The following is a 20861-nucleotide window of genomic DNA, read 5'->3' on the forward strand; positions in this document are numbered from 1 at the left end:
TTCCTCCTACAGATAGACCCGTGATGCGATCATTACCACAAAATAAAGGGCAAAAATCATGTAAGCGTCATGATCTCTCTGGCTGTACTGCAAGGGCTTCATCTTGGTTCGTCCCTCACCGCCCTGATAGCATCTGGCTTCCATGGCCATGGCCAGATCAGTGGCCCTGCGGAAGGCAGATATAAACAGAGGCACTAACAGCGGCACCATAGCCTTTGCCTTCCGAATTATGTTACCGGTTTCAAAATCAGCGCCTCTGGCCATCTGGGCCTTCATGATCTTATCGGTTTCCTCCACCAAAATAGGGATAAAGCGAAGGGCAATGGACATCATCATGGCAATTTCATGCACTGGGATCTTAAGGGCCTTTAAACAGCCCAGTCCCTTTTCCAGACCATCTGTAAGCTGATTGGGAGTGGTCGTCAGGGTCATCAGAGACGAACCGATCACCAGATAGATCAGACGCACTGCCATAAAGGCTGCCAGCCGCACACCTTCCTTTGTAATCTTGAAAATCCAAAACCGGAAAATCTCTTCTCCCGGTGTCAGAAACAAATTAAAGCTGACGCTGATCAACAGCAGGATCACAATGGCCTTTAGGCCTTTAAGGATAAAGCGGACTGGTACCTGGGTAAGACGGATTATGGCAGCCAGCACAAAAGTGGCAATCAGATATCCCCAGATATTATCTGCAATAAAAAGGGAAGCGATAAACACCATAGTAGCAAACAGCTTTGTTCTTGGATCCAGCCTGTGGACAATGGAATCCGCAGGATAATACTGTCCCAGTGTAAGTTCTCTCAGCATTTTCCTGTCCCCTCTTTCGTTTTATTTCTCCACAGAGTCAAAATGGCTTCTCTGGCCTCCTCCACGGTAGTAATGCTCTCGTCAATGGCAATTCCCTGCGCTTTCAGATCGTGAACAAGATAAGTCACCTGAGGAGCCGCCAGTCCCATTGCTTCCAGCTCCTTATAATGGGAAAATACTTCTCTGGGCGTTCCGTCAAAGACCTTCTTGCCATGGTTCATAACAAGAAGACGATCCGCATACCGGGCTACATCCTCCATACTGTGAGACACCAGAATAATTGTCATATGGCGTTCTCTGTGAAGTCTGGAAATCTGATCCAGAATCTCATCCCTTCCTCTGGGATCCAGACCTGCTGTGGGCTCGTCCAGGATCAGCACCTCCGGCTCCATGGCAAGTACACCGGCAATAGCCACCCGGCGCTTCTGACCGCCGGAGAGTTCAAAGGGTGATCGCTTATAGTAGCTTTCATCCAGTCCTGCCAGGCGCAGAGCCTCCTTTGCCCGGATCAGAGCCTCCTCCTTCGTAAGTCCCTGATTCTGAGGGCCAAAACACACGTCGGTCAGCACGTCGATTTCAAAAAGTTGATGCTCCGGGTACTGAAACACCAGACCTACCCGAGTACGCAGCTTCTTCATATCATAGCCGTCCTCGTAAATATTTTCTCCATTGTAATAGAGAGCGCCTGAACTGGCACGAATCAACCCATTTAAATGCTGGATCAACGTTGATTTGCCGGAGCCCGTGTGACCGATAATCCCCACAAATTCCCCATCTTTAATTTCAAAGTTTACATCAAAAAGTGCGTGCTGCTCAAAGGCAGTCCCGCCTCCGTATACATAATTTAAGTCAACTGCTTTTATTGACATGGTCTATTCTCCTAACCGTTATCTGACAGCGCTCAAACAGCTCGTAAAACCGTCCGGCGCACCTGTTCGTTATAAAAGGGGTAATAGCTCCTTAACCAGTTCCTCACGGCTCAGTATCCCATCTGATAACGGCATACCCGCTTCTTTTAATTCAAATGCCAGTTCTGTAGCCTGGGGAACATCCAGCCCATACGTCTTTAACTCTCTTACTCTGGAAAATATTTCCTTGGGCTTCCCATCCATCACGATTTTCCCATCGTCCATCACGATAATACGGTCTGCATCAATGGCTTCTTCCATATAATGGGTGATCAAAAGCACAGTGATTCCTTCAGCCTGATTTAACTGGCGAATGGTACGGATTACCTCTTTTCTGCCGTTTGGATCCAGCATGGCCGTAGGCTCATCCAGAATAATGCACCTGGGTCGCATAGCCATGACTCCGGCGATGGCTACCCGCTGCTTCTGGCCACCGGAAAGCTTATTTGGCGACTGCTTCCTGTATGCCGTCATCCCGACAGCCTTTAAGCTCTCATCCACCCGCTTCCAGATCTCATCTGTGGGAACACCGATATTTTCAGGACCAAAGCCCACGTCTTCCTCCACGATATTTCCAATGATCTGATTATCAGGATTTTGAAAGACCATTCCGGCTGTTTTGCGGACATCCCAGATACGATCCTCTTCCTTTGTATCTATCTCTCCTACCCATACAGTTCCCTCTGTAGGCAGCAAAAGACCGTTGATATGCTTTGCCAGAGTGGATTTTCCTGAGCCATTATGACCCAGAATGGCTGTAAATGAGCCTTCTTCGATTTCCAGGTCTACACCGTCAATGGCACACTTTACTTCCGCAACTTTCTCCTCTTCATCATGTCTGATGTATTCATATATCAGATGGACTGTCTTTATGATTCCCATAGGCTTCCTCCTGCCCTCTAAACTTGTTACATTTTAGTTTATATCATACCATAAGTCAATACCCGGAACCTCAAAAGGAGCGGCCGTTCATTTGCCGCTCCCTTTGAAAAATCCTGTATATAAGCAATATCTTAATGCTGCCATACTCCGTTTGCATCCAATACAAAACCGCTGATGGAGGTACTGACTGCCTTAGAACCATCTCCGGGATAAAAGTAATAGTAGTTTCCCTCAATCTGATACCAGCCCTCTACCATTATGCCGGATGCATTCACAAAATAAGTCTTTCCGTTAATCGTAAGCCAGCTGTTGGTAACCATTGCTCCTTCCGGACCACCGTCATTGGGATTCAAATAGTACCATATATTTCCAGACTGGAGCCAGCCCTTTTTCATATCACCGTTTTCCCCTAAGTAATACCAGTAATTATTTTTCTTCTGCCAGCCGGTAAGCATCCTTCCTGAACTATCAAACAGATACCATTTGTCATTCCATTTCAGCCAGTTATCCTTAATATAATTTCCATCCGGATACTTAAAATACCAGGTATTTCCATCCTGCCGCCAGCCTACGTCTGTAGTGCCTCCGCCCGGTGTGGTACTGCCTCCCGGAACACCATTACTATTATCCTGTCCCATTCCGTCAGATACCTCATCCTCATCTATATATTTGCTGTCTGATTCCGTCCAGTCGCTTTTCTTTCCATAGCGTTCCTCTGTGTCGGAATTGGGAACAGTGCGGACCTTAAAGGTATAATCACCTTCTTTCGTCATATAGGGATAGAAATTGTAGGAGGTTCCGTTGTATTTTTCCAGCTTCTTTACTACGGTAGAACCTCTGTACAGAATTACATCGTAATGTCCTGAGGTATCATCCGGCTCTTCCCAGGTTGCTTTGCCTTTTCCGCTGCCCCATTCAGCATTTTCAGGAGCTTCGTACGTACCCTTTACGCCCTTAACTCTCAGGACTACCTTTAAATCACTGCCGCTTTTCTTGGCAGAAACATACTCGCCTCCGCTGATATTTACATTTCCAGAGCTGTAGCTGCTTCGGAAACGATAGTCATACTCGCCGTTTGAAGAGTAATTTGGCTCCAGCCATACGGTAATCTTGGGCGTATCTCCAATCCCCACATCCTTATCATTACTCCACTCAGCGGAAGCAACATCATATTTGTCCGATGTGGTATAAACTCTGGTGCCGGAATCATCTTTAGACGTACCCAGACTGTCTCCGCTGTTAATCTCATCTCCTGCATCCAGTTCAACTTCGACTTTAAGCGAAATACTGGTGATATATTTATAATCCGATGATGCCTGAGCCGGAAACGGCACCGCCACAGTCAGCGCCGCTGCCGTCAATGCCAGACATACAAAACCCTTAAACCCCTTCATCAACGCAACCTCCTTATAAAAACGCTTTTCTTTTCTTATTATCATTATAGTTCAATCGGCATACCAGCGTCAACTTACGATATTCTGACTATTCTGTCTGAATTCTAACACTCACTGTCACAAACCGTCTTTCCGCGCTCCGAAAAACAAAAAAGGCTGCAGATACCTTTGACCGTATCTGCAGCCGCCTGCATAACTATATTCTGATTAAACTAACTCAAGCAGAACTTCCATAGCAGCGTCGCCCTTACGCTGACCAATCTTTACGATTCTGGTGTAACCACCGTTACGGTCAACATACTTTGGAGCAACTTCATCAAATAACTTTGCAACCAGGTCAACAGACTTGGTGTTCTTCTTCTTTCCCGCAGCCTGAGCAGGAACCTCAGTTACTCCGTAAAGAACCTTTAACATCTGTCTTCTTGCATGAAGTCTGGAAGGCATATCCTTCTTGATCTCCTTCTCTACTTCATCATAAACAGTAACCTTCTTGCCGTCTACAACTTCCTTTACGCGCTTACCGTCTTTGTCCTTGCGGGCAACCTTAGCGGTAACCTTAACAGTTTCGAAGTTATCCTTCTCTCTTACTGCCATTGCGATCAGACCCTCAGCAACCTTGCGGATCTCCTTTGCACGAGTCTCAGTTGTCTTGATGTGACCATGATATAACAGAGCAGTAACCTGGCTTCTGATCATAGCCTTTCTCTGATCGGATGTTCTTCCTAATTTTCTGTATCCTGCCATTATTCATTTCCTCCATATCTGACGGAACACCTGCATCATGCTTCCTTGGACTTACTGATCCCGGCGTTTTCTCCCGTCTCTTTTATTTTATAGTGGCAACCCACGCCATGCTTCTTTGGACTTACTGGCTAAGGTCTATCAAGCTGTCTTATGCTTCGTCGCTGGGATTTAACTGTAAGCCCAGCTCCTTTAACTTGGCAAGCACTTCCTCTAAGGACTTACGGCCCAGGTTACGAACCTTCATCATATCCTCGGATGTGCGGTTGCACAGTTCCTCTACGGTATTGATTCCGGCTCTCTTCAGACAGTTGTAAGAACGAACGGAAAGCTCCAGTTCGTCAATATTCATCTCAAGCACTTTCTCTTTCTCGTTGTCTTCCTTCTCTACCATGATCTCAGCAGTCTTGGCATTTTCAGAAAGATCGATAAACAGATTCAGATGCTCGCTTAATACCTTTGCAGCAAGGCTGACAGCCTCATCGGGAGCCAGTGTGCCGTTGGTATAAATCTCCAGTGTCAGCTTGTCATAGTCAGTCTGCTGGCCCACACGGGTATTGGCAACTGCCATATTGACACGCTCAACAGGAGTATAAATAGAATCAACCGCGATCACGCCGATAGGCAGATCTGCGTTTTTATTCTTATCTGCGCTTACATAGCCACGGCCCTTTGTGATCGTAAGTTCCATATAGAACTTGCTGTCTGCGCCGCCGCTTAAGGTTGCGATTACCTGTTCAGGATTCATGATCTCGATATCAGCATCTGCCTGAATGTCAGCTGCTGTGATCACGCCCTCGCCTTCAAATTCAATGTATGCAACTTTGGGCTCATCGGTATCGCTGTTGTTCTTAATTGCTAAGCTTTTGATGTTCATAATGATCTCAGCTACATCTTCCTTAACTCCGGGGATGGAACTGAACTCATGTAAAACGCCATCGATTTTTACCTGACTCACTGCGGCTCCGGGTAAAGAAGAAAGCATGATCCTTCTTAAGGAATTGCCCAGTGTAGTACCGTAACCTCTCTCAAGTGGTTCAACTACAAACTTGCCGTATCTTTTGTCTTCTGAAATCTCTGCGATTTCAATATTTGGTTTTTCAAAATCGAACACTAATAGCCCCTCCTTTTTGGGTATATGTCAAATATCGAGGGTTTAACGCAGGGGAAAACACCTTAAGCGCACCCCCTGCATACCGGTGCATTCCAGCAAAGTACGCCTGTCCAAAATTTAGACAGGCATACCTTAAATACTTTATATACAAGCGGATTATTTGGAGTACAGCTCGACGATAAGCATCTCGTTAACGGGAACGTCGATCTCATCTCTGGTTGGCAGCTCCTTAACGGTGCCGCGCAGGTTCTCCTGATCAGCCTCGATCCATGCAGGAACCATACGGCCTGCAGTTACTTCCAGGATATCCTTATATCTCTGAGCAGACTTGAACTTCTCTTTGATTTCGATCACATCGCCAGCCTTAACCTGGTAGGATGGGATATTTACGAGCTTGCCGTTTACTAAAACGTGCTTGTGATCAACGATCTGTCTAGCCTCTTTACGGGTACGTCCAAGACCCATACGGAACAGTACGTTATCCAGTCTGCACTCCAGAAGGATCATCAGGTTGGTACCAACCATACCGTTCATCTTGGAAGCCTTTGCATAGTAGTTACGGAAAGGTTTCTCTAATACGCCGTAAATGAACTTTGCCTTCTGCTTTTCTCTTAACTGAAGACCATACTCGCTGATCTTCTTGTTTGCTCTCTTAGATTCTCTGTTAGACTTTTTATCAATTCCTAAATAGATTGGATCCAGTCCGAGGGATCTGCATCTTTTAAGAACAGGAACTCTATCTACTGCCACTTTAATTACCTCCTAGATTAAAATCATCAGACTCTTCTGCGCTTTGGCGGACGGCATCCATTGTGTGGAACCGGAGTTACGTCCTTAATGCTGGTTACTTCCAGACCGCATGCCTGAAGGGCACGGATCGCTGCCTCACGTCCTGAACCAGGACCTTTAACCATAACGTCTACTGACTTTAAGCCATGTACAAGGGCTGCCTTTGTAGCAGTTTCTGCTGCCATCTGAGCTGCATAAGGAGTAGATTTCCTTGAACCTCTAAATCCCAGACCACCGGCACTTGCCCATGATAAAGCGTTACCCTGCGCATCAGTTAATGTAACGATCGTGTTATTAAAAGATGACTGGATATGTGCCTGTCCGCGTTCAACGTTTTTCTTTACACGCTTTTTTGTCACTTTTTTTGCTGTAGTGGACACTTTTTTAGCCATTTTAAACTAACCTACTTTCTCATTGATTATGAATTCGTTCTTCCTGTTTTTAAAACATGTAAATCCGAATTCGGTTACGGTGTTATAAATTATTTCTTCTTGTTTGCTACTGTCTTTCTCGGACCCTTGCAGGTTCTTGCGTTGGTCTTTGTCTTCTGTCCGCGAACCGGCAGGCTCTTTCTGTGACGGATTCCTCTGTAGCATCCGATTTCCTGAAGTCTCTTGATGTTCATAGCGATCTCTCTGCGCAGATCACCTTCCACAGTCTGAGTTTCAGCAATGATGTTAGCCAGCTTCTTTACCTCATCATCGGTTAAATCCTTAACGCGAGTGTCTGGGTTTACGCCAGCGTCTGCTAAGATGCGGTTGGAGCTTGCTCTACCAATTCCGTAGATGTAAGTAAGACCGATCTCAACACGTTTTTCTCTTGGTAAGTCAACACCTGAAATACGAGCCATGTGTGTAGTACACCTCCTAAAAATAATTAACCTTGTCTCTGTTTATGCTTTGGATTTTCGCAAATTACTCTGATACTGCCTTTTCTCTTGATGATCTTGCACTTTTCGCAGATCGGCTTTACGGATGATCTAACCTTCACAGTAATTCTCCTTTCTATAGACCACAAAGTTGCTAAAGCATTATACCAAAGTTTTTTTGGAAATGCAAGCATTTTTAGGCCCAATTTTTGATTTTTGTCAGTGTTTATTTATCTCTCCAGATGATCCTGCCCTTTGACAGATCGTATGGGGACATCTCCAGGGTTACTTTATCGCCCGGAAGAATACGGATATAATTCATGCGGAGCTTTCCGCTGATGTGTGCCAGAACCTGATGGCCGTTTTCCAGCTCTACCTGGAACATGGCGTTTGGAAGCTTCTCAACTACGGTTCCTTCAATTTCGATTACGTCTGCTTTTGACATTTTCTTTCCCTCCTACTGCTTATGCGGCTGCGGATCCACCGGGCAATCTCTTCGTCCTCTACGCGGCTGCCCATGATCAGCTTTTCTCTCAGTCCCTTATCATATTCCTTAAGGGGCTGCAGATGTTTGATGTTCTTGCGCTTTGGCCGGTCCAGCGGGTGCTTTCTGCCGTCTGACAGATAAGCATATTCGCCCTGAACGCGGATTATGATATAAAACTCATTTTTATCATGGCCTGCCAGGCTTTTTACCAGACAGGCCGTTTTCATTTCCGCCATGCTGCACCTCTGTTACAGAGACAGGATCTCTGGTTCGCCGTCCGTAATCAGGATGGTGTTTTCATAATGAGAGGCCAGAGAACCGTCTTCTGTTACAACGGTCCAGCCGTCATCCATCCATGCTACATCATAACGTCCTGCGGTGATCATAGGCTCAATAGCAAGTGTCATACCGGCCGCCAGGCGGATGCCTTTGCGGCGCTGGGCAAAGTTTGGTATCTCAGGCTCCTCATGCATCTCTGTGCCGATTCCGTGGCCAACCAGATCTCTTACTACGCCGAAGCCGAAGCTTTCTGCATATGCCTGAATGGCCTTTGAAATATCATTGAGATGATTGCCGGCTTTTGCAAACTTTATTCCTTCAAAGAAGCTCTGCTGGGTTACTTCAACCAGCTTTCTTGCCTGGGGAGTTACCTCTCCGATCATATGAGTCCTTGCCGCATCCGACTGATACCCTTTCCAGATCACACCTGTATCCAGGCTGACTATGTCGCCCTCATTGAGATAACGGTGTTTGCTGGGAATTCCGTGAACCACCTCATCATTGATGGAAATGCACACGGAAGCAGGATATCCCTCGTAATTCAGGAAGGAAGGGATACATCCATGGCTGCGGATCATCTCTTCACAGATGCGGTCGATCTCCTTGGTGGAAATTCCCGGCTTTACGATCCTGCCAAGCTCCTCATGGACCTTTGCAAGAATCTTTCCTGCCTCCCGCATCAGTTCAATTTCACGCTGAGATTTAATCGTTACCATGGTTATGCTCCTAAAATCTTTACGATTGCCTGGAATACGTCTTCCATATCCAGGGTTCCGTCAACTTCAGCCAGAACGCCTTCATTCTTATAATAATCAATCAGAGGCTGTGTCTGATCATGATATACGTCAAGACGCTTTTTAACCGTTTCCGGCTTATCGTCGTCCCTGAGCACCAGTTCCTGTCCGCAGGTGTCGCATACATTTTCTGTCTTTGGAGCATTGTATACGATATGATAGGTAGCTCCGCAGTTTAAGCAGGCACGGCGTCCGGACATACGGTTAATAATGTTCTCATCTGGAACATCTACATTCACCGCAAAATCAATAGCCTCACCATTCTTTTTCAGAGCTTCTGTAAGACTTTCTGCCTGAGGAATAGTTCTTGGAAAACCGTCCAGTACATAACCATTTTCGCAGTCAGCCTGATGGATTCTGTCTAAAAGCATTCCGATGGTAATCTCATCCGGAACCAGACCTCCGGCATCCATATAGGACTTGGCCTTTAAGCCCAGCTCTGTTCCGTTCTTAATATTTGCACGGAAAATATCTCCGGTGGAGATATGAGGTATGCTGTACTTCGCAGCGATTTTCTTCGCCTGCGTACCTTTTCCTGCGCCTGGAGCGCCTAACATGATGATCTTCATGAGATTTCTCTCCTCTTTCCTATAACGCAATCAATCCGCCCTTGTGGAATACCACAAAGGCAGATTGACTGATCAAACTGTTATGTTAATCGTTCAAAAATCCCTTATAATAACGCACAAGCATCTGAGATTCTATTGCTTTGATCGTCTCCAGCACAACACCTACAATAATGATCAGGGACGTTCCGGAGAATGAGATCTGACCTACATCAAGAAGGCCAGATGCCAGGATCGGAACTACCGCAACTACTGTAAGGCCTACGGCGCCGATGAAAACAATATAATTCAAAATATGATTCAGATAATCGCTGGTGGGCTTGCCAGGACGGATACCTGGGATAAAGCCGCCCTGCTTCTTCATATTGTTTGCCACCTCAAGAGGATTAAAGGTAATCGACGTATAGAAGTAAGCAAATACGAATAACAGTACGATATAGATCACAAGACCGATGGAATAAATCGGCTGTGATGGTCTGCACCAGGAACCGGAATTAAGCATGGTCAGGATCTTACCGCCAATGGTATTATAATCCACCGGGAAGAACTGTGAGATCACAACCGGGAAGGACATGATCGAGGATGCGAAGATAACGGGCATAACGCCGGCGGTGTTGATCTTCAACGGAATGTTAGAGGCCTGTCCGCCTACCATCTTGCGTCCTACCATTTTCTTTGAATACTGTACCGGGATCCTTCTCTCCGCGTTATTTAAAACAACAACAAAGACAACCATCATCACAATAACCAACGCAATCAGAATCGCTGCACCGGCCATTACTGGGATGGACTGACCGAATATAAAACGATAGTAAAGGCTTTTGATGTCATCGGGAATACTGGACAGGATGTTAAACAGAAGCACGATAGAAATACCGTTTCCTACACCCTTTGATGTGATCTGCTCGCCAATCCACATGAGCAGGGCGCTGCCCGTTGTCATGGTGATGACTGCAATGATCACATTCCATGCATTGAAATCATGAAGAAGGCCCTGGCGTCCAAAGCCTATTGCCATAGCACTGGATTCTAAAAGAGCCAGTGCAACGGTTGTATATCGGGTGTATTCCTGAATTTTCTTTCTTCCTTCTTCACCATCCTTCTGCATCTCTTCCAGCTTTGGAATCGCAATGGTGAGCAGCTGAATGATAATGGAAGAAGTGATGTATGGCGTAATGCTCAGAGCAAAAATGGACATATTCGAGAATGAATCACCCGTCATTGCATTGAAAAAGCCAAATACATCTGCTGTCTGCTTTGCAAACCAGTCCTTAAAGAACGTGGTCTCAATTCCCGGGATGGGAAGCTGGCAGCCAAAACGGATGACTACCAGCATCATAAGGGTATAAAGGATCTTCTCGCGAAGCTCTTTTACCTTGAAAGCGTTTCTAATCGTTTTAAACATTAGATCACCTCGCAGGTTCCACCTAAAGCCTCGATTTTAGATTTTGCACCTTCACTGAATGCATTCACCTTAACGGTCAGCTTTTTGGTTAATTCTCCATTTCCAAGGATCTTAACACCATCTCTCGGATTCTTAACCACACCAGCCTCCAGCAGGGTCTCTACTGTAACTACGGTATCGTTATCGAATCTCTCAAGAGCGCTTACGTTAATGCCAACAATGTGCTTGGAATTCATATTTGTAAATCCGCGCTTTGGCAGACGTCTGTATAATGGCATCTGTCCACCTTCAAAGCCTGGTCTCGGTGCTCCGGAACGAGCTTTCTGACCCTTGTGGCCCTTACCAGCGGTCTTACCATTGCCTGAACCATGGCCGCGGCCTCTTCTAAAATTGTCGCTGTGCTTTGAACCTGCAGCAGGCTGTAAATTTGATAACTCCATGACTGCACCTCCTTACTTTATCTAGAATTTAGATCTCTTCTACTTTAACTAAGTGTCTTACACACTGGATCATGCCTCTGACAGAGCCGTTGTCCGGCATCTCAACTGTCTTGTGCATCTTGTTCAGTCCAAGTGCCTCAACCGTTGCTCTCTGCTTTGGAATAGCACCGATAGGGGACTTGACTAATGTGATCTTTAATCTCTCTGCCATGTCTCTTTCCTCCTATTAGCCTAAAATTTCTTCAACAGATTTGCCGCGCAGTTTTGCGATCTCCTCAGGAGTCTTTAAAGAAGTTAAACCTGCAACAGTTGCAAGAACTACATTGGTCTTGTTATTGGAACCTAAGGACTTGGTACGGATATTCTTGATACCTGCTAACTCTACAACGGCACGAGCAGGGCCGCCTGCGATGATACCGGTACCTTCAGGAGCTCTCTTTAACAGAACGTTTGCGCTTCCGAACTTGCCGATGAAGTCATGAGGAATACTGTTGTTCTCATCCATTGGGATCTCAACCAGATTCTTAACAGCAGCCTCTTTACCCTTACGGATTGCTTCCGGAACCTCTCCTGCCTTGCCAAGGCCAACGCCTACATGGCCGTTTCCGTCACCAACTACTACCAGAGCGGAAAATCTCATGGTACGTCCACCTTTAACAGTCTTGGATACTCTCTTGATTGCCACTACTCTATCATTCAGCTCCAACTGACTGGCATCAATAATTGTACGCTTCATGCTTGTTCTCCTCTCTATTAGAAATTCAGACCAGCTTCACGAGCTGCATCTGCTAATGCCTGAATTTTGCCCTGATATATAAAGCCGCCTCTATCGAAAACAACTTCCGTGATACCTTTTTCAAGGGCTCTCTTTGCGATCACTGTACCAACGTATGCTGCAGCTGCCTTGTCGTTTGTCTTCTCCAGTTCAGCCTTGATTTCTTTCTCAACTGTGGAAGCAGCAACCAGAGTGTTACCAACCGTATCGTCGATAATTTGAGCATACATATGATTATTACTTCTAAACACTGCCAGACGCGGTCTCTCTGCTGTGCCAGCAAAACGGTTACGCATTCTGTTGTGCTTCTTTACGCGAATTTCGCTTCTTGACTGTTTGTTAACCATTTTTACACTCTCCTTAATTATTTCTTACCAGTCTTACCAACTTTACGTCTGATAACCTCATCAGCGTACTTGATACCCTTGCCCTTGTAAGGCTCAGGTCTTCTCTTGTCTCTGATCTCAGCAGCGTACTGGCCAACTTTTTCTTTACTGATACCTTTAACGATGATCTTGTTCTGTCCTTCAAGAACAGTCTCGATGCCTTCAGGATCTTCCATCTCTACAGGATGAGAATATCCCAGGTTCAGAGTAAGCTTCTTGCCCTGCTTTGCAGCTCTGTAACCAACACCATTTACTTCCAGAACCTTCTCATAACCCTCAGTTACACCGTGGATCATGTTGTTGATCAGAGTTCTGGTCAGACCATGTAAGGATTTCATTCTCTTTAAATCGTTTGGTCTGCTTACGATAATGTGACCTTCCTTCTCCTCGATGGTCATCTCTGGAGCAAGGTCTCTCTCAAGTGTTCCCTTTGGACCCTTTACGGTCACTTTGTTTCCTTCTGCGATCGTAACAGTTACACCTGCCGGGATCACAACTGGCATTCTACCGATACGTGACATGCCTATTACCTCCTACTTAAATTCTCGGAGAGACCGCAAAGGTCTCTCTGTTTTCAGTTGCATTGAGCACTTAGCGCCTGTCATGTGGGCGCTTACGTGCGAAAGCACTTCGCAGCACTTAGCGAGGTTTTTAACGAGCTTAGTGCTGTCGAAGTTTCCTTACCAAACGAAAGCCAGAACTTCGCCGCCTACACCAAGTCTGCGTGCTTCCTTATCGGTAATCACGCCCTGGTTGGTGGAGAGGATGGCGATACCAAGACCGCCAAGTACTCTTGGAAGCTCCTCCTTGTTTGCGTATACACGCAGACCGGGCTTGGAGATTCTCTTAATACCGGAAATGATCTTCTCGTTCTTGTCTTTGCCGTACTTTAAGGTGATGCGGATGGTCTGGAAACCGCCGTCCTCTACCATATCGTACTTTGCAATATATCCTTCATTTACCAGAATGTCAGCAATAGCTAATTTCATCTTGGATGAAGGTACATCTACTGTATCGTGCTTTGCAGTATTTGCATTACGGATTCTTGTAAGCATATCTGCAATCGGATCGCTCATTGTCATTGTTGTGTGCCTCCTTTTCTAAATTCTCTAAAGCTTACCAGCTTGCCTTCTTAACACCAGGAATCTGACCCTTATAAGCCAGTTCGCGGAAGCAAATTCTGCAGATGCCGTACTTTCTCAGGTAAGCATGTGGACGGCCGCAGATTCTGCAGCGATTGTACTCTCTGGTAGAGAATTTAGCAGGACGCTGCTGTTTGATCTTCATTGAAGTCTTAGCCATGAAAGTTTCCTCCTAACTATTTTGCAAAAGGCATATTGAATAATGTCAAAAGTTCACGAGCTTCCTCGTCTGTCTTAGCAGTGGTAACGAAGATGATATCCATACCTCTTACCTTGTCAACTTTATCGTATTCAATCTCAGGGAAGATCAGCTGCTCTTTGATACCAAGAGCATAGTTTCCTCTGCCATCAAATGCGTTAGGGTTAACACCTCTGAAGTCACGTACACGAGGCAGTGCCAGGTTGATCAGACGATCCAGGAATTCATACATTCTCTCGCCGCGAAGAGTAACCTTGCAGCCGATTGCCATGCCTTCACGGATCTTGAAGTTTGCAACAGACTTCTTAGCCTTTGTTGTTACAGCCTTCTGACCGGAGATGATCTCCAGATCCCGAACTGCGGAATCCAGAACCTTGGCATTTTCCTTAGCTTCGCCTACGCCCATGTTGATAACGATCTTATCAAGCTTCGGCACCTGCATAACGTTCTTATATCCAAATTTCTTCATCAGAGCGTCTACGAATTCGTTCTGATACTGTTCTTTTAATCTAGCCAACGTTTTTTTCCTCCTCTCCCGAATTAGTCAACAACCTTGCCAGTCTTCTTAGCTACGCGGACTTTCTTTCCGTCTCTAACCTCGAAGCCAACTCTGGTTGCCTTGCCGTCAACTACCAGCATTACATTGGAGATATCGATGGGAGCTTCCTGGTTTACGATGCCACCCTGTGGGTTGGCCGGAGACTGCTTTGTATGCTTTGTGATCACATTGCAACCTTCAACTACAACCTTGTTCTTCTTTGTATCAACAGAGAGTACTTTTCCCTGTTTGTCTTTATCTTTACCTGCGATTACAACTACTAAATCGTCTTTCTTGATTTTCTGCACAGTGGACACCCTCCTTATAATACTTCTGGAGCCAGGGAGACAATCTTCATGAACTGCTTGTCTCTTAATTCTCTGGCTACAGGCCCAAAGATACGAGTTCCTCTTGGAGTCTTGTCATCCTTAATAATTACTGCAGCGTTCTCATCAAACTTGATGTAGGAACCGTCTTTACGACGAGCGCCCTTAACAGAACGAACAACTACAGCCTTTACAACATCGCCCTTCTTTACAACACCGCCTGGTGTTGCATCTTTAACGGAAGCAACGATGATATCGCCGATATTTGCATATCTTCTGGTTGAACCACCCATAACGCGGATGCAGAGAAGTTCCTTTGCACCGGTATTGTCGGCAACCTTAAGTCTTGTTTCCTGCTGAACCATACCTGTTAACTCCTTCCTGAATTATCTTGCTTTCTCGATAATCTCAACAAGTCTCCATCTCTTATCCTTGGACAGTGGTCTTGTTTCCATTACTTTTACAGTATCACCGATGCCGCACTCATTGTTCTCGTCATGAGCCTTCAGCTTAACGGTTTTCTTAACGATCTTACCGATCAGTGGGTGTTTTACGTGGTCCTCGATTGCTACAACGATGGTCTTATCCATCTTGTTGCTTACCACTTTACCGGTACGGGTTTTTCTTAAATTTCTTTCCACGGTAAGTTCTCCTTTCATTAAGCATTAGCCTTCTCAGTGATAACAGTCTGGATCCGTGCAATATTCTTGCGTACTTCCTTGATCCGGGATGTGTTGTCTAACTGATTGGTCGCATTCTGGAATCTTAAATTGAACAGTTCCTTCTTCGCAGCTACTAACTCATCATTCAGCTCATTTGCTGACTTATTCTTTAACTCTTCTACAAATTTATTAGTTTTCACTGTTATCACCGCCTTCTAAATCTGCTTTAGAAACAATCTTACACTTGCATGGCAGCTTGTGCATAGCAAGACGAAGTGCTTCTCTGGCTGTTTCCTCTGGTACACCAGCGATCTCAAATAATACGCGGCCTGGCTTTACAACTGCTACCCAGTACTCCAGAGCGCCCTTACCGGAACCCATACGGGTTTCTGCTGGCTTTGCTGTTACAGGTTTATCGGGGAAGATCTTGATCCAAACCTTACCGCCACGCTTGATGTAACGTGTCATGGCAACTCGGGCTGCCTCGATCTGGTTTGACTTGATCCAACATGGTTCAGTAGCGACTAAACCGTACTCACCGTTAGAGATCGTATTACCTCTTAATGCCTTACCGGCCATAGATCCACGGAACTGTTTACGACGCTTTACTCTCTTAGGCATTAACATTATTTATCGCTCCCTTCCTTGTTTCCTTTAGTAGGAAGTACCTCGCCTTTGTAGATCCATACCTTAACGCCAATCTTGCCGTAGGTGGTATCTGCTTCTGCGAAACCATAGTCAATATCTGCTCTTAATGTCTGAAGCGGGATAGTACCCTCGCTGTAGAACTCTGTACGTGCCATATCAGCGCCGCCCAGACGGCCTGCAACAGCAGTCTTAATACCCTTAACGCCAGCCTTCATGGTTCTGCCCATGGTGGACTTCATAGCACGACGGAAGGAAACACGGTTCTCCAGCTGCTGTGCAATAGACTCTGCAACCAGCTGAGCATCTCTGTCCGGTCTCTTGATCTCTTTGATGTCTACAAACAGCTTCTTAGAAGTCATCTTCTGAACTTCTGCCTTCAACTTCTCAATCTCAGAACCGCCCTTACCGATAACTACGCCTGGCTTAGCAGTGTAGATGATAACCTTTACACGGTCAGATGCGCGCTCAATTTCGATCTTGGAAACACCGGAATTCTTTAATCTGTTCTTTAAGAACTTTCTGATATCATAGTCTTCAACCAGGCAGTCTGCAAAATCAGCTTCTGCATACCATCTGGAATCCCAGTCTTTAATAACACCGACTCTTAAGCCGTGTGGATTAACTTTCTGTCCCATATTTGCCTCCTATCTTTCATTGAGAACTACAGTGATGTGGCTCATTCTCTTCTCGATTCTGTAAGCGCGGCCCTGAGCTCTCGGTCTAACTCTCTTCATAGTTGGTCCCTGGTTTGCGTAGCACTCTTCTACGTACAGCTTTGCGGGATCCATGTTGTTATTGTTCTCAGCGTTTGCTGCAGCTGATTCCAGTAACTTCTTAACTAAGCTGGAAGCATATCTGGGATTATATGTTACAATACCAAGTGCGGTCTGTAAATCTTTGCCTCTAATGGCATCTAATACAAAGCAAGCCTTCTGGACAGATACTCTAGCGTAAGACAGTGTTGCGCTGGGTCTGTTGTCCTTCTGAGCATTTCTTTCTCTCTTGATTTGGGATCTATGTCCTTTTGCCATTGGTAAAAACCTCCTTTCAATCTTACCCGTGGATTACTTTCTAACGCCGGACTTCTTCTCGTCTTTACCGTGGCCTCTGTAGGTTCTGGTTGCTACGAACTCACCCAGTTTGTGTCCTACCATATCCTCAGTAACGTATACCGGAACGTGCTTTCTTCCGTCATGAACGGCGATTGTGTGACCAACCATCTGCGGGAAGATTGTTGAACGGCGGGACCAGGTCTTGATTACCTGCTTCTGTCCTGCTGCATTCATAGCGTCTACTTTCTTTAACAGATGCGCATCTGCAAATGGTCCTTTTTTCAGTGAACGAGCCATGTGTTCTTAACCTCCTTAATTATTTGATGGTTTTGCCATCACGTCTTCTTACGATCAACTTGTTAGACTGCTTGTTCTTCTTTCTGGTCTTCAGACCCAGAGCAGGCTTGCCCCATGGTGTGCATGGACCTGGACGGCCGATACCGGTCTTGCCCTCACCACCACCATGTGGATGATCGTTGGGGTTCATTACGGAACCGCGAACGGTAGGTCTGATACCCATGTGACGTTTTCTACCAGCTTTACCAATGTTGATCAGGGAGTGTTCGCCATTGCCAACAACACCGATTGTTGCGCGGCAGATGATCGGAACCATTCTCATTTCACCGGAAGGTAAACGTAAGGTTGCGTACTTGCCTTCCTTAGCCATCAGCTGTGCGGAATTTCCTGCGGAACGAACCAGCTGGCCGCCCTTGCCAGGATATAACTCAATATTGTGTACCTGTGTACCTACAGGAATGTGATACAGAGGCATGCAGTTACCAACCTTAGCTTCTGCATGGTCGCCGCTCATAACCTTCATTCCGTCAGTTAAGCCCTGAGGAGCGAGGATATAGGACTTTGTACCATCTGCATAGCAGATCAGTGCGATGTTAGCGCTTCTGTTAGGATCGTACTCGATACCGATAACAGTTGCGGGGATTCCATCCTTGCTGTTTCTCTTAAAGTCGATGATTCTATATTTTCTTCTGCTGCCGCCGCCTCTGTGACGAACAGTGATTTTACCCTGATTGTTACGACCAGCGTTCTTGTCCAGAGATACTACCAGAGACTTCTCTGGAGTTTTCTTTGTGATTTCCTTGAAATCAGAACCGGTCATATGTCTTCTGGAAGGTGTATAAGCATTATACTTCTTAATTCCCATGACATTGTACTCCTTTTCAAATTCTTTTCACGGTTTTAACAGCCGTATAAGTTCTCCGGCCGGGGCAAGCCCGGCGGGTGATATTGATGGACTTTTTATTACAGTCCCTGGAAGATCTCGATCTCCTTGCTGTCCTCAGTCAGCTTAACGATAGCCTTCTTGGTAGCAGCAGTCTTTCCGAAAGTCATTCCTCTTCTCTTTGTCTTGCCTTCGCTGTTCATGGTGTTTACGGAAGCAACCTTGGTGCCCGGGAACATCTTCTCAACAGCTTCTTTGATCATAGACTTGTTAGCGTCTACGTGTACCATGAATGTGTACTTCTTCTCACCCATGGCGTTCATGCTCTTCTCGGTGATAACCGGCTTTAAAATGACGTCATAGTACTTGATATCTGCCATTATGCGTACACCTCCTCGATGGATGCAACAGCTGCCTTAGTAGCAACTAAAGTGTTGTACTTCAGAATGTCGTATACGTTGATGGTTCCAACCTGAGCTGTCTTTACATCAGCAATGTTTCTAGCGGATAATACAGTGTTCTGATCGTTGTCAGCCAGAACTACCAGAGCCTTGGAAACATTTAAGTTGTTCATAACATTCTTGAAGTTCTTTGTCTTGATCTCGTCAAACTTTAACTCATCAACTACGATGAACTTGCCAGCCTGAACACGACTTGTCAGAGCAGACTTAAGAGCAGCTCTCTTCTCCTTCTTGTTCAGGGTGATGGTGTAATCTCTTGGTGTCGGTGCGAATACTACGCCGCCGCCTGTCCACTGGGGAGCTCTTGTGGATCCCTGTCTTGCATGACCGGTTCCCTTCTGTCTCCAGGGCTTTCTTCCGCCGCCGGAAACCTCAGAACGTGTCTTTGCCTTCTGTGTTCCCTGACGCTTATTAGCAAGCTGTGCAACAACTGCAAGATGTACCAGGTGCTCGTTTACTTCTACGCCGAACACTGCATCGTTCAGTTCTAATGTGCCAACTTCCTTACCTTCCATATTGTAAACAGATACGTTTGCCATCTGTGAATTCCTCCTTTCCTATAAAAGCTTACCTTTCAACCTTAACGGCTTCTCTTACAGTAACCAGGCACTTCTTTGGTCCTGGAACTGCACCCTTAACCAGAATCAGGTTGTTCTCGGCATCAATCTTAACTACCTCAAGATTCTGAACAGTGATCTGCTTGTTGCCCATCTGTCCAGGCATTCCCTTGCCCTTGAATACGCGGCCTGGGGTGGTAGCGGAACCATTGGAACCCTGATGACGATGGAACTTGGAACCATGAGCCATAGGTCCTCTGTGCTGTCCATGTCTCTTGATCGCGCCCTGGAAGCCTTTACCTTTGGAAATAGCGGTTGCATCGATCTTATCGCCTGCTGCGAAGATGTCTGCCTTAATCTCATCCTTTACGGAATACTCTTCCGCATTCTCTAATCTGAACTCTCTTACATATCTCTTGTAAGATACGCCGGCCTTATCAAAGTGGCCCTTTACTGGCTTGCTGACTAATTTCTCTCTCTTGTCAACAAAACCAACCTGTACTGCTTTGTAACCGTCATTCTCTTCTGTCTTAACCTGTGTTACTACACAAGGGCCAGCCTGAAGTACGGTTACCGGAACTAATGCACCATTTTCATTGAAGATCTGGGTCATTCCGACTTTTGTTGCTAAAATCGCTTTCTTCATTGTCTTACCTCCTGTTTTCTTGATCTACAGCGGAATGCTTTCGCATTCATCCTAGAACAGTCTGATATAGGTGGAACACTATGAACCGTTTCCGGTATGTTGATTCCTACAGGAATGTAGTGTTGCTTTTATATAAAACCCTTCAGGATATAAACTAATTTAATTCGCTCGCTCCGGTTGATTATTTGGTCTTCATCTTGATGTCGATGAATACGCCAGCGGGCATTTCCAGTCTGGACAGTGCATCTACTGTCTTCTGGCTTGGAGCAGTGATGTCGATGAGTCTCTTGTGAGTTCTCTGCTCAAACTGCTCTCTGGAATCTTTGTACTTATGAACCGCACGCAGAATGGTTACAACCTCTTTCTTAGTTGGTAACGGCACCGGTCCGCTCACCTGAGATCCTGTCTTTTTTACTGTCTCGATGATCTTTCCAGCGGACTGATCTACTAACTGATGATCATAAGCTTTTAATGTGATTCTCATTACTTGACTTGCCATAAAAAAAGTCGCCTCCTTTTCGCACTTTATAAACCAAGTACGACAAGCGGTGACTGTACACGTTTCCGTGTGTGTCCTCACGGAACCCCACACTGATTCTGCTCTCTTTGCTGCAGTTTCTTTAATTGGTACAGTGACTTGTCGCCAGTTTCCTAACTTGACATTCGCTCCACGGAAAACCTGCCTTATGGTGGGCAGCAACCTCTCGCTTCTTTGCTATCATGTCACAGCTTTTCAAGGATAGCATATGTTTACAGGAAATGCAAGTACTTTTTTAAATTTTTTTAAATTTCCCCCAGACGGGGAAACAGCTGAA

At 45.8% G+C, this 20861-nt stretch carries 36 protein-coding genes; all 36 read right to left on the reverse strand.

The features are described from left to right. Nucleotides 1-6: 6 nt before the first annotated feature. Nucleotides 7-807: an energy-coupling factor transporter transmembrane component T family protein gene (locus tag WKT10_RS04125; RefSeq protein WP_066550024.1), complete on the reverse strand. Its 801-nt coding sequence runs from the start codon at nucleotides 805-807 to the stop codon at nucleotides 7-9. Next, nucleotides 801-1676 carry an energy-coupling factor transporter ATPase gene (locus WKT10_RS04130; RefSeq protein WP_066550026.1) on the reverse strand — a complete coding sequence of 292 codons (876 nt, stop codon included), beginning with the start codon at nucleotides 1674-1676 and terminating at the stop codon, nucleotides 801-803. Before WKT10_RS04130 ends, WKT10_RS04125 begins: the two co-directional genes overlap by 7 nt. A 69-nt stretch (nucleotides 1677-1745) precedes the next feature. Further along, entirely contained in the window at nucleotides 1746-2597 is an 852-nt protein-coding gene (locus tag WKT10_RS04135) for an energy-coupling factor transporter ATPase (RefSeq protein WP_340275633.1), read from the reverse strand. Between the two features lie 131 nt (nucleotides 2598-2728). Beyond that, on the reverse strand, nucleotides 2729-3991 hold the full coding sequence (locus WKT10_RS04140) for an N-acetylmuramoyl-L-alanine amidase family protein (RefSeq protein WP_340275636.1): 1263 nt from the start codon (nucleotides 3989-3991) through the stop codon (nucleotides 2729-2731). Between the two features lie 207 nt (nucleotides 3992-4198). Then, complete coding sequence (locus tag WKT10_RS04145) at nucleotides 4199-4735, reverse strand: bL17 family ribosomal protein (protein WP_066550032.1); 537 nt, start codon at nucleotides 4733-4735, stop codon at nucleotides 4199-4201. A gap of 148 nt (nucleotides 4736-4883) precedes the next feature. After that, entirely contained in the window at nucleotides 4884-5846 is a 963-nt protein-coding gene (locus WKT10_RS04150; protein ID WP_066550034.1) for a DNA-directed RNA polymerase subunit alpha, read from the reverse strand. A 156-nt stretch (nucleotides 5847-6002) separates the two neighbouring features. After that, nucleotides 6003-6596, reverse strand: coding sequence for a 30S ribosomal protein S4 (gene rpsD, locus WKT10_RS04155; RefSeq protein ID WP_066550037.1), 594 nt, complete (start codon nucleotides 6594-6596; stop codon nucleotides 6003-6005). Between the two features lie 26 nt (nucleotides 6597-6622). Further along, on the reverse strand, nucleotides 6623-7027 hold the full coding sequence (gene rpsK, locus WKT10_RS04160; protein WP_002566488.1) for a 30S ribosomal protein S11: 405 nt from the start codon (nucleotides 7025-7027) through the stop codon (nucleotides 6623-6625). Nucleotides 7028-7116: 89 nt separating this feature from the next. Beyond that, on the reverse strand, nucleotides 7117-7485 hold the full coding sequence (gene rpsM, locus WKT10_RS04165) for a 30S ribosomal protein S13 (RefSeq protein ID WP_066550040.1): 369 nt from the start codon (nucleotides 7483-7485) through the stop codon (nucleotides 7117-7119). 26 nt (nucleotides 7486-7511) lie between these two features. Further along, nucleotides 7512-7625: a 50S ribosomal protein L36 gene (rpmJ, locus tag WKT10_RS04170; protein WP_003497809.1), complete on the reverse strand. Its 114-nt coding sequence runs from the start codon at nucleotides 7623-7625 to the stop codon at nucleotides 7512-7514. Nucleotides 7626-7729: 104 nt separating this feature from the next. Continuing rightward, nucleotides 7730-7948 carry a translation initiation factor IF-1 gene (gene infA / locus WKT10_RS04175; RefSeq protein ID WP_021869270.1) on the reverse strand — a complete coding sequence of 73 codons (219 nt, stop codon included), beginning with the start codon at nucleotides 7946-7948 and terminating at the stop codon, nucleotides 7730-7732. Continuing rightward, nucleotides 7930-8226, reverse strand: coding sequence for a KOW domain-containing RNA-binding protein (locus WKT10_RS04180; protein WP_066550042.1), 297 nt, complete (start codon nucleotides 8224-8226; stop codon nucleotides 7930-7932). Before WKT10_RS04180 ends, infA begins: the two co-directional genes overlap by 19 nt. Before the next feature lie 12 nt (nucleotides 8227-8238). Further along, nucleotides 8239-8985 (reverse strand): type I methionyl aminopeptidase, encoded by a 747-nt coding sequence (gene map / locus WKT10_RS04185; protein WP_066550045.1) that lies wholly within the window; start codon nucleotides 8983-8985, stop codon nucleotides 8239-8241. A gap of 2 nt (nucleotides 8986-8987) precedes the next feature. Continuing rightward, nucleotides 8988-9632, reverse strand: a complete 645-nt coding sequence (locus WKT10_RS04190) for an adenylate kinase (RefSeq protein ID WP_066550048.1) — start codon at nucleotides 9630-9632, stop codon at nucleotides 8988-8990. Between the two features lie 85 nt (nucleotides 9633-9717). Further along, the gene (gene secY, locus WKT10_RS04195) at nucleotides 9718-11034 is read right to left on the reverse strand and encodes a preprotein translocase subunit SecY (RefSeq protein WP_178276546.1); all 1317 of its coding nucleotides are present in this window, start codon (nucleotides 11032-11034) and stop codon (nucleotides 9718-9720) included. Further along, nucleotides 11034-11474: a 50S ribosomal protein L15 gene (gene rplO, locus WKT10_RS04200; RefSeq protein WP_066550054.1), complete on the reverse strand. Its 441-nt coding sequence runs from the start codon at nucleotides 11472-11474 to the stop codon at nucleotides 11034-11036. The genes secY and rplO overlap by 1 nt, the downstream gene beginning before the upstream one ends. A gap of 28 nt (nucleotides 11475-11502) precedes the next feature. Further along, entirely contained in the window at nucleotides 11503-11685 is a 183-nt protein-coding gene (gene rpmD, locus WKT10_RS04205; RefSeq protein WP_066550057.1) for a 50S ribosomal protein L30, read from the reverse strand. Between the two features lie 15 nt (nucleotides 11686-11700). Further along, on the reverse strand, nucleotides 11701-12210 hold the full coding sequence (rpsE, locus tag WKT10_RS04210; protein ID WP_066550060.1) for a 30S ribosomal protein S5: 510 nt from the start codon (nucleotides 12208-12210) through the stop codon (nucleotides 11701-11703). A 17-nt stretch (nucleotides 12211-12227) separates the two neighbouring features. Then, the gene (gene rplR, locus WKT10_RS04215) at nucleotides 12228-12596 is read right to left on the reverse strand and encodes a 50S ribosomal protein L18 (protein ID WP_066550067.1); all 369 of its coding nucleotides are present in this window, start codon (nucleotides 12594-12596) and stop codon (nucleotides 12228-12230) included. A 17-nt stretch (nucleotides 12597-12613) separates the two neighbouring features. After that, complete coding sequence (rplF, locus tag WKT10_RS04220; RefSeq protein WP_066550070.1) at nucleotides 12614-13156, reverse strand: 50S ribosomal protein L6; 543 nt, start codon at nucleotides 13154-13156, stop codon at nucleotides 12614-12616. 159 nt (nucleotides 13157-13315) lie between these two features. After that, complete coding sequence (rpsH, locus tag WKT10_RS04225) at nucleotides 13316-13717, reverse strand: 30S ribosomal protein S8 (RefSeq protein WP_066550073.1); 402 nt, start codon at nucleotides 13715-13717, stop codon at nucleotides 13316-13318. Between the two features lie 34 nt (nucleotides 13718-13751). Then, nucleotides 13752-13937 (reverse strand): type Z 30S ribosomal protein S14, encoded by a 186-nt coding sequence (locus WKT10_RS04230; RefSeq protein ID WP_002566501.1) that lies wholly within the window; start codon nucleotides 13935-13937, stop codon nucleotides 13752-13754. A 16-nt stretch (nucleotides 13938-13953) separates the two neighbouring features. Further along, nucleotides 13954-14493, reverse strand: coding sequence for a 50S ribosomal protein L5 (gene rplE / locus WKT10_RS04235; protein WP_066550080.1), 540 nt, complete (start codon nucleotides 14491-14493; stop codon nucleotides 13954-13956). A gap of 23 nt (nucleotides 14494-14516) precedes the next feature. Then, a complete protein-coding gene (rplX, locus tag WKT10_RS04240) occupies nucleotides 14517-14822 on the reverse strand; it encodes a 50S ribosomal protein L24 (protein ID WP_340275684.1) in 306 nt (101 codons plus the stop codon). Nucleotides 14823-14836: 14 nt separating this feature from the next. Then, nucleotides 14837-15205 (reverse strand): 50S ribosomal protein L14, encoded by a 369-nt coding sequence (gene rplN, locus WKT10_RS04245; protein WP_066550084.1) that lies wholly within the window; start codon nucleotides 15203-15205, stop codon nucleotides 14837-14839. Between the two features lie 21 nt (nucleotides 15206-15226). Beyond that, a complete protein-coding gene (rpsQ, locus tag WKT10_RS04250; RefSeq protein ID WP_081423019.1) occupies nucleotides 15227-15481 on the reverse strand; it encodes a 30S ribosomal protein S17 in 255 nt (84 codons plus the stop codon). 17 nt (nucleotides 15482-15498) lie between these two features. Next, complete coding sequence (gene rpmC / locus WKT10_RS04255) at nucleotides 15499-15702, reverse strand: 50S ribosomal protein L29 (RefSeq protein WP_066550094.1); 204 nt, start codon at nucleotides 15700-15702, stop codon at nucleotides 15499-15501. Next, nucleotides 15692-16129: a 50S ribosomal protein L16 gene (gene rplP, locus WKT10_RS04260; RefSeq protein WP_066550097.1), complete on the reverse strand. Its 438-nt coding sequence runs from the start codon at nucleotides 16127-16129 to the stop codon at nucleotides 15692-15694. Before rplP ends, rpmC begins: the two co-directional genes overlap by 11 nt. Beyond that, nucleotides 16129-16785: a 30S ribosomal protein S3 gene (gene rpsC / locus WKT10_RS04265; RefSeq protein ID WP_066550100.1), complete on the reverse strand. Its 657-nt coding sequence runs from the start codon at nucleotides 16783-16785 to the stop codon at nucleotides 16129-16131. The genes rplP and rpsC overlap by 1 nt, the downstream gene beginning before the upstream one ends. A 9-nt stretch (nucleotides 16786-16794) precedes the next feature. Beyond that, nucleotides 16795-17181, reverse strand: a complete 387-nt coding sequence (gene rplV / locus WKT10_RS04270; protein WP_066550103.1) for a 50S ribosomal protein L22 — start codon at nucleotides 17179-17181, stop codon at nucleotides 16795-16797. Between the two features lie 33 nt (nucleotides 17182-17214). Next, nucleotides 17215-17499 carry a 30S ribosomal protein S19 gene (gene rpsS, locus WKT10_RS04275; RefSeq protein ID WP_002566510.1) on the reverse strand — a complete coding sequence of 95 codons (285 nt, stop codon included), beginning with the start codon at nucleotides 17497-17499 and terminating at the stop codon, nucleotides 17215-17217. A gap of 19 nt (nucleotides 17500-17518) precedes the next feature. Further along, nucleotides 17519-18364, reverse strand: coding sequence for a 50S ribosomal protein L2 (gene rplB, locus WKT10_RS04280; protein WP_066550106.1), 846 nt, complete (start codon nucleotides 18362-18364; stop codon nucleotides 17519-17521). Nucleotides 18365-18462: 98 nt separating this feature from the next. Next, a complete protein-coding gene (gene rplW, locus WKT10_RS04285; RefSeq protein ID WP_066550109.1) occupies nucleotides 18463-18762 on the reverse strand; it encodes a 50S ribosomal protein L23 in 300 nt (99 codons plus the stop codon). After that, the gene (gene rplD, locus WKT10_RS04290) at nucleotides 18762-19382 is read right to left on the reverse strand and encodes a 50S ribosomal protein L4 (RefSeq protein ID WP_066550111.1); all 621 of its coding nucleotides are present in this window, start codon (nucleotides 19380-19382) and stop codon (nucleotides 18762-18764) included. Before rplD ends, rplW begins: the two co-directional genes overlap by 1 nt. A gap of 28 nt (nucleotides 19383-19410) precedes the next feature. Further along, nucleotides 19411-20046, reverse strand: a complete 636-nt coding sequence (gene rplC / locus WKT10_RS04295; RefSeq protein WP_066550115.1) for a 50S ribosomal protein L3 — start codon at nucleotides 20044-20046, stop codon at nucleotides 19411-19413. A 181-nt stretch (nucleotides 20047-20227) separates the two neighbouring features. After that, a complete protein-coding gene (gene rpsJ / locus WKT10_RS04300) occupies nucleotides 20228-20545 on the reverse strand; it encodes a 30S ribosomal protein S10 (RefSeq protein ID WP_066550119.1) in 318 nt (105 codons plus the stop codon). Between the last annotated feature and the right edge of the window lie 316 nt (nucleotides 20546-20861).

It is taken from the genome of Enterocloster sp. HCN-30185, assembly GCF_037890305.1.
Taxonomy (GTDB): domain Bacteria; phylum Bacillota; class Clostridia; order Lachnospirales; family Lachnospiraceae; genus Enterocloster.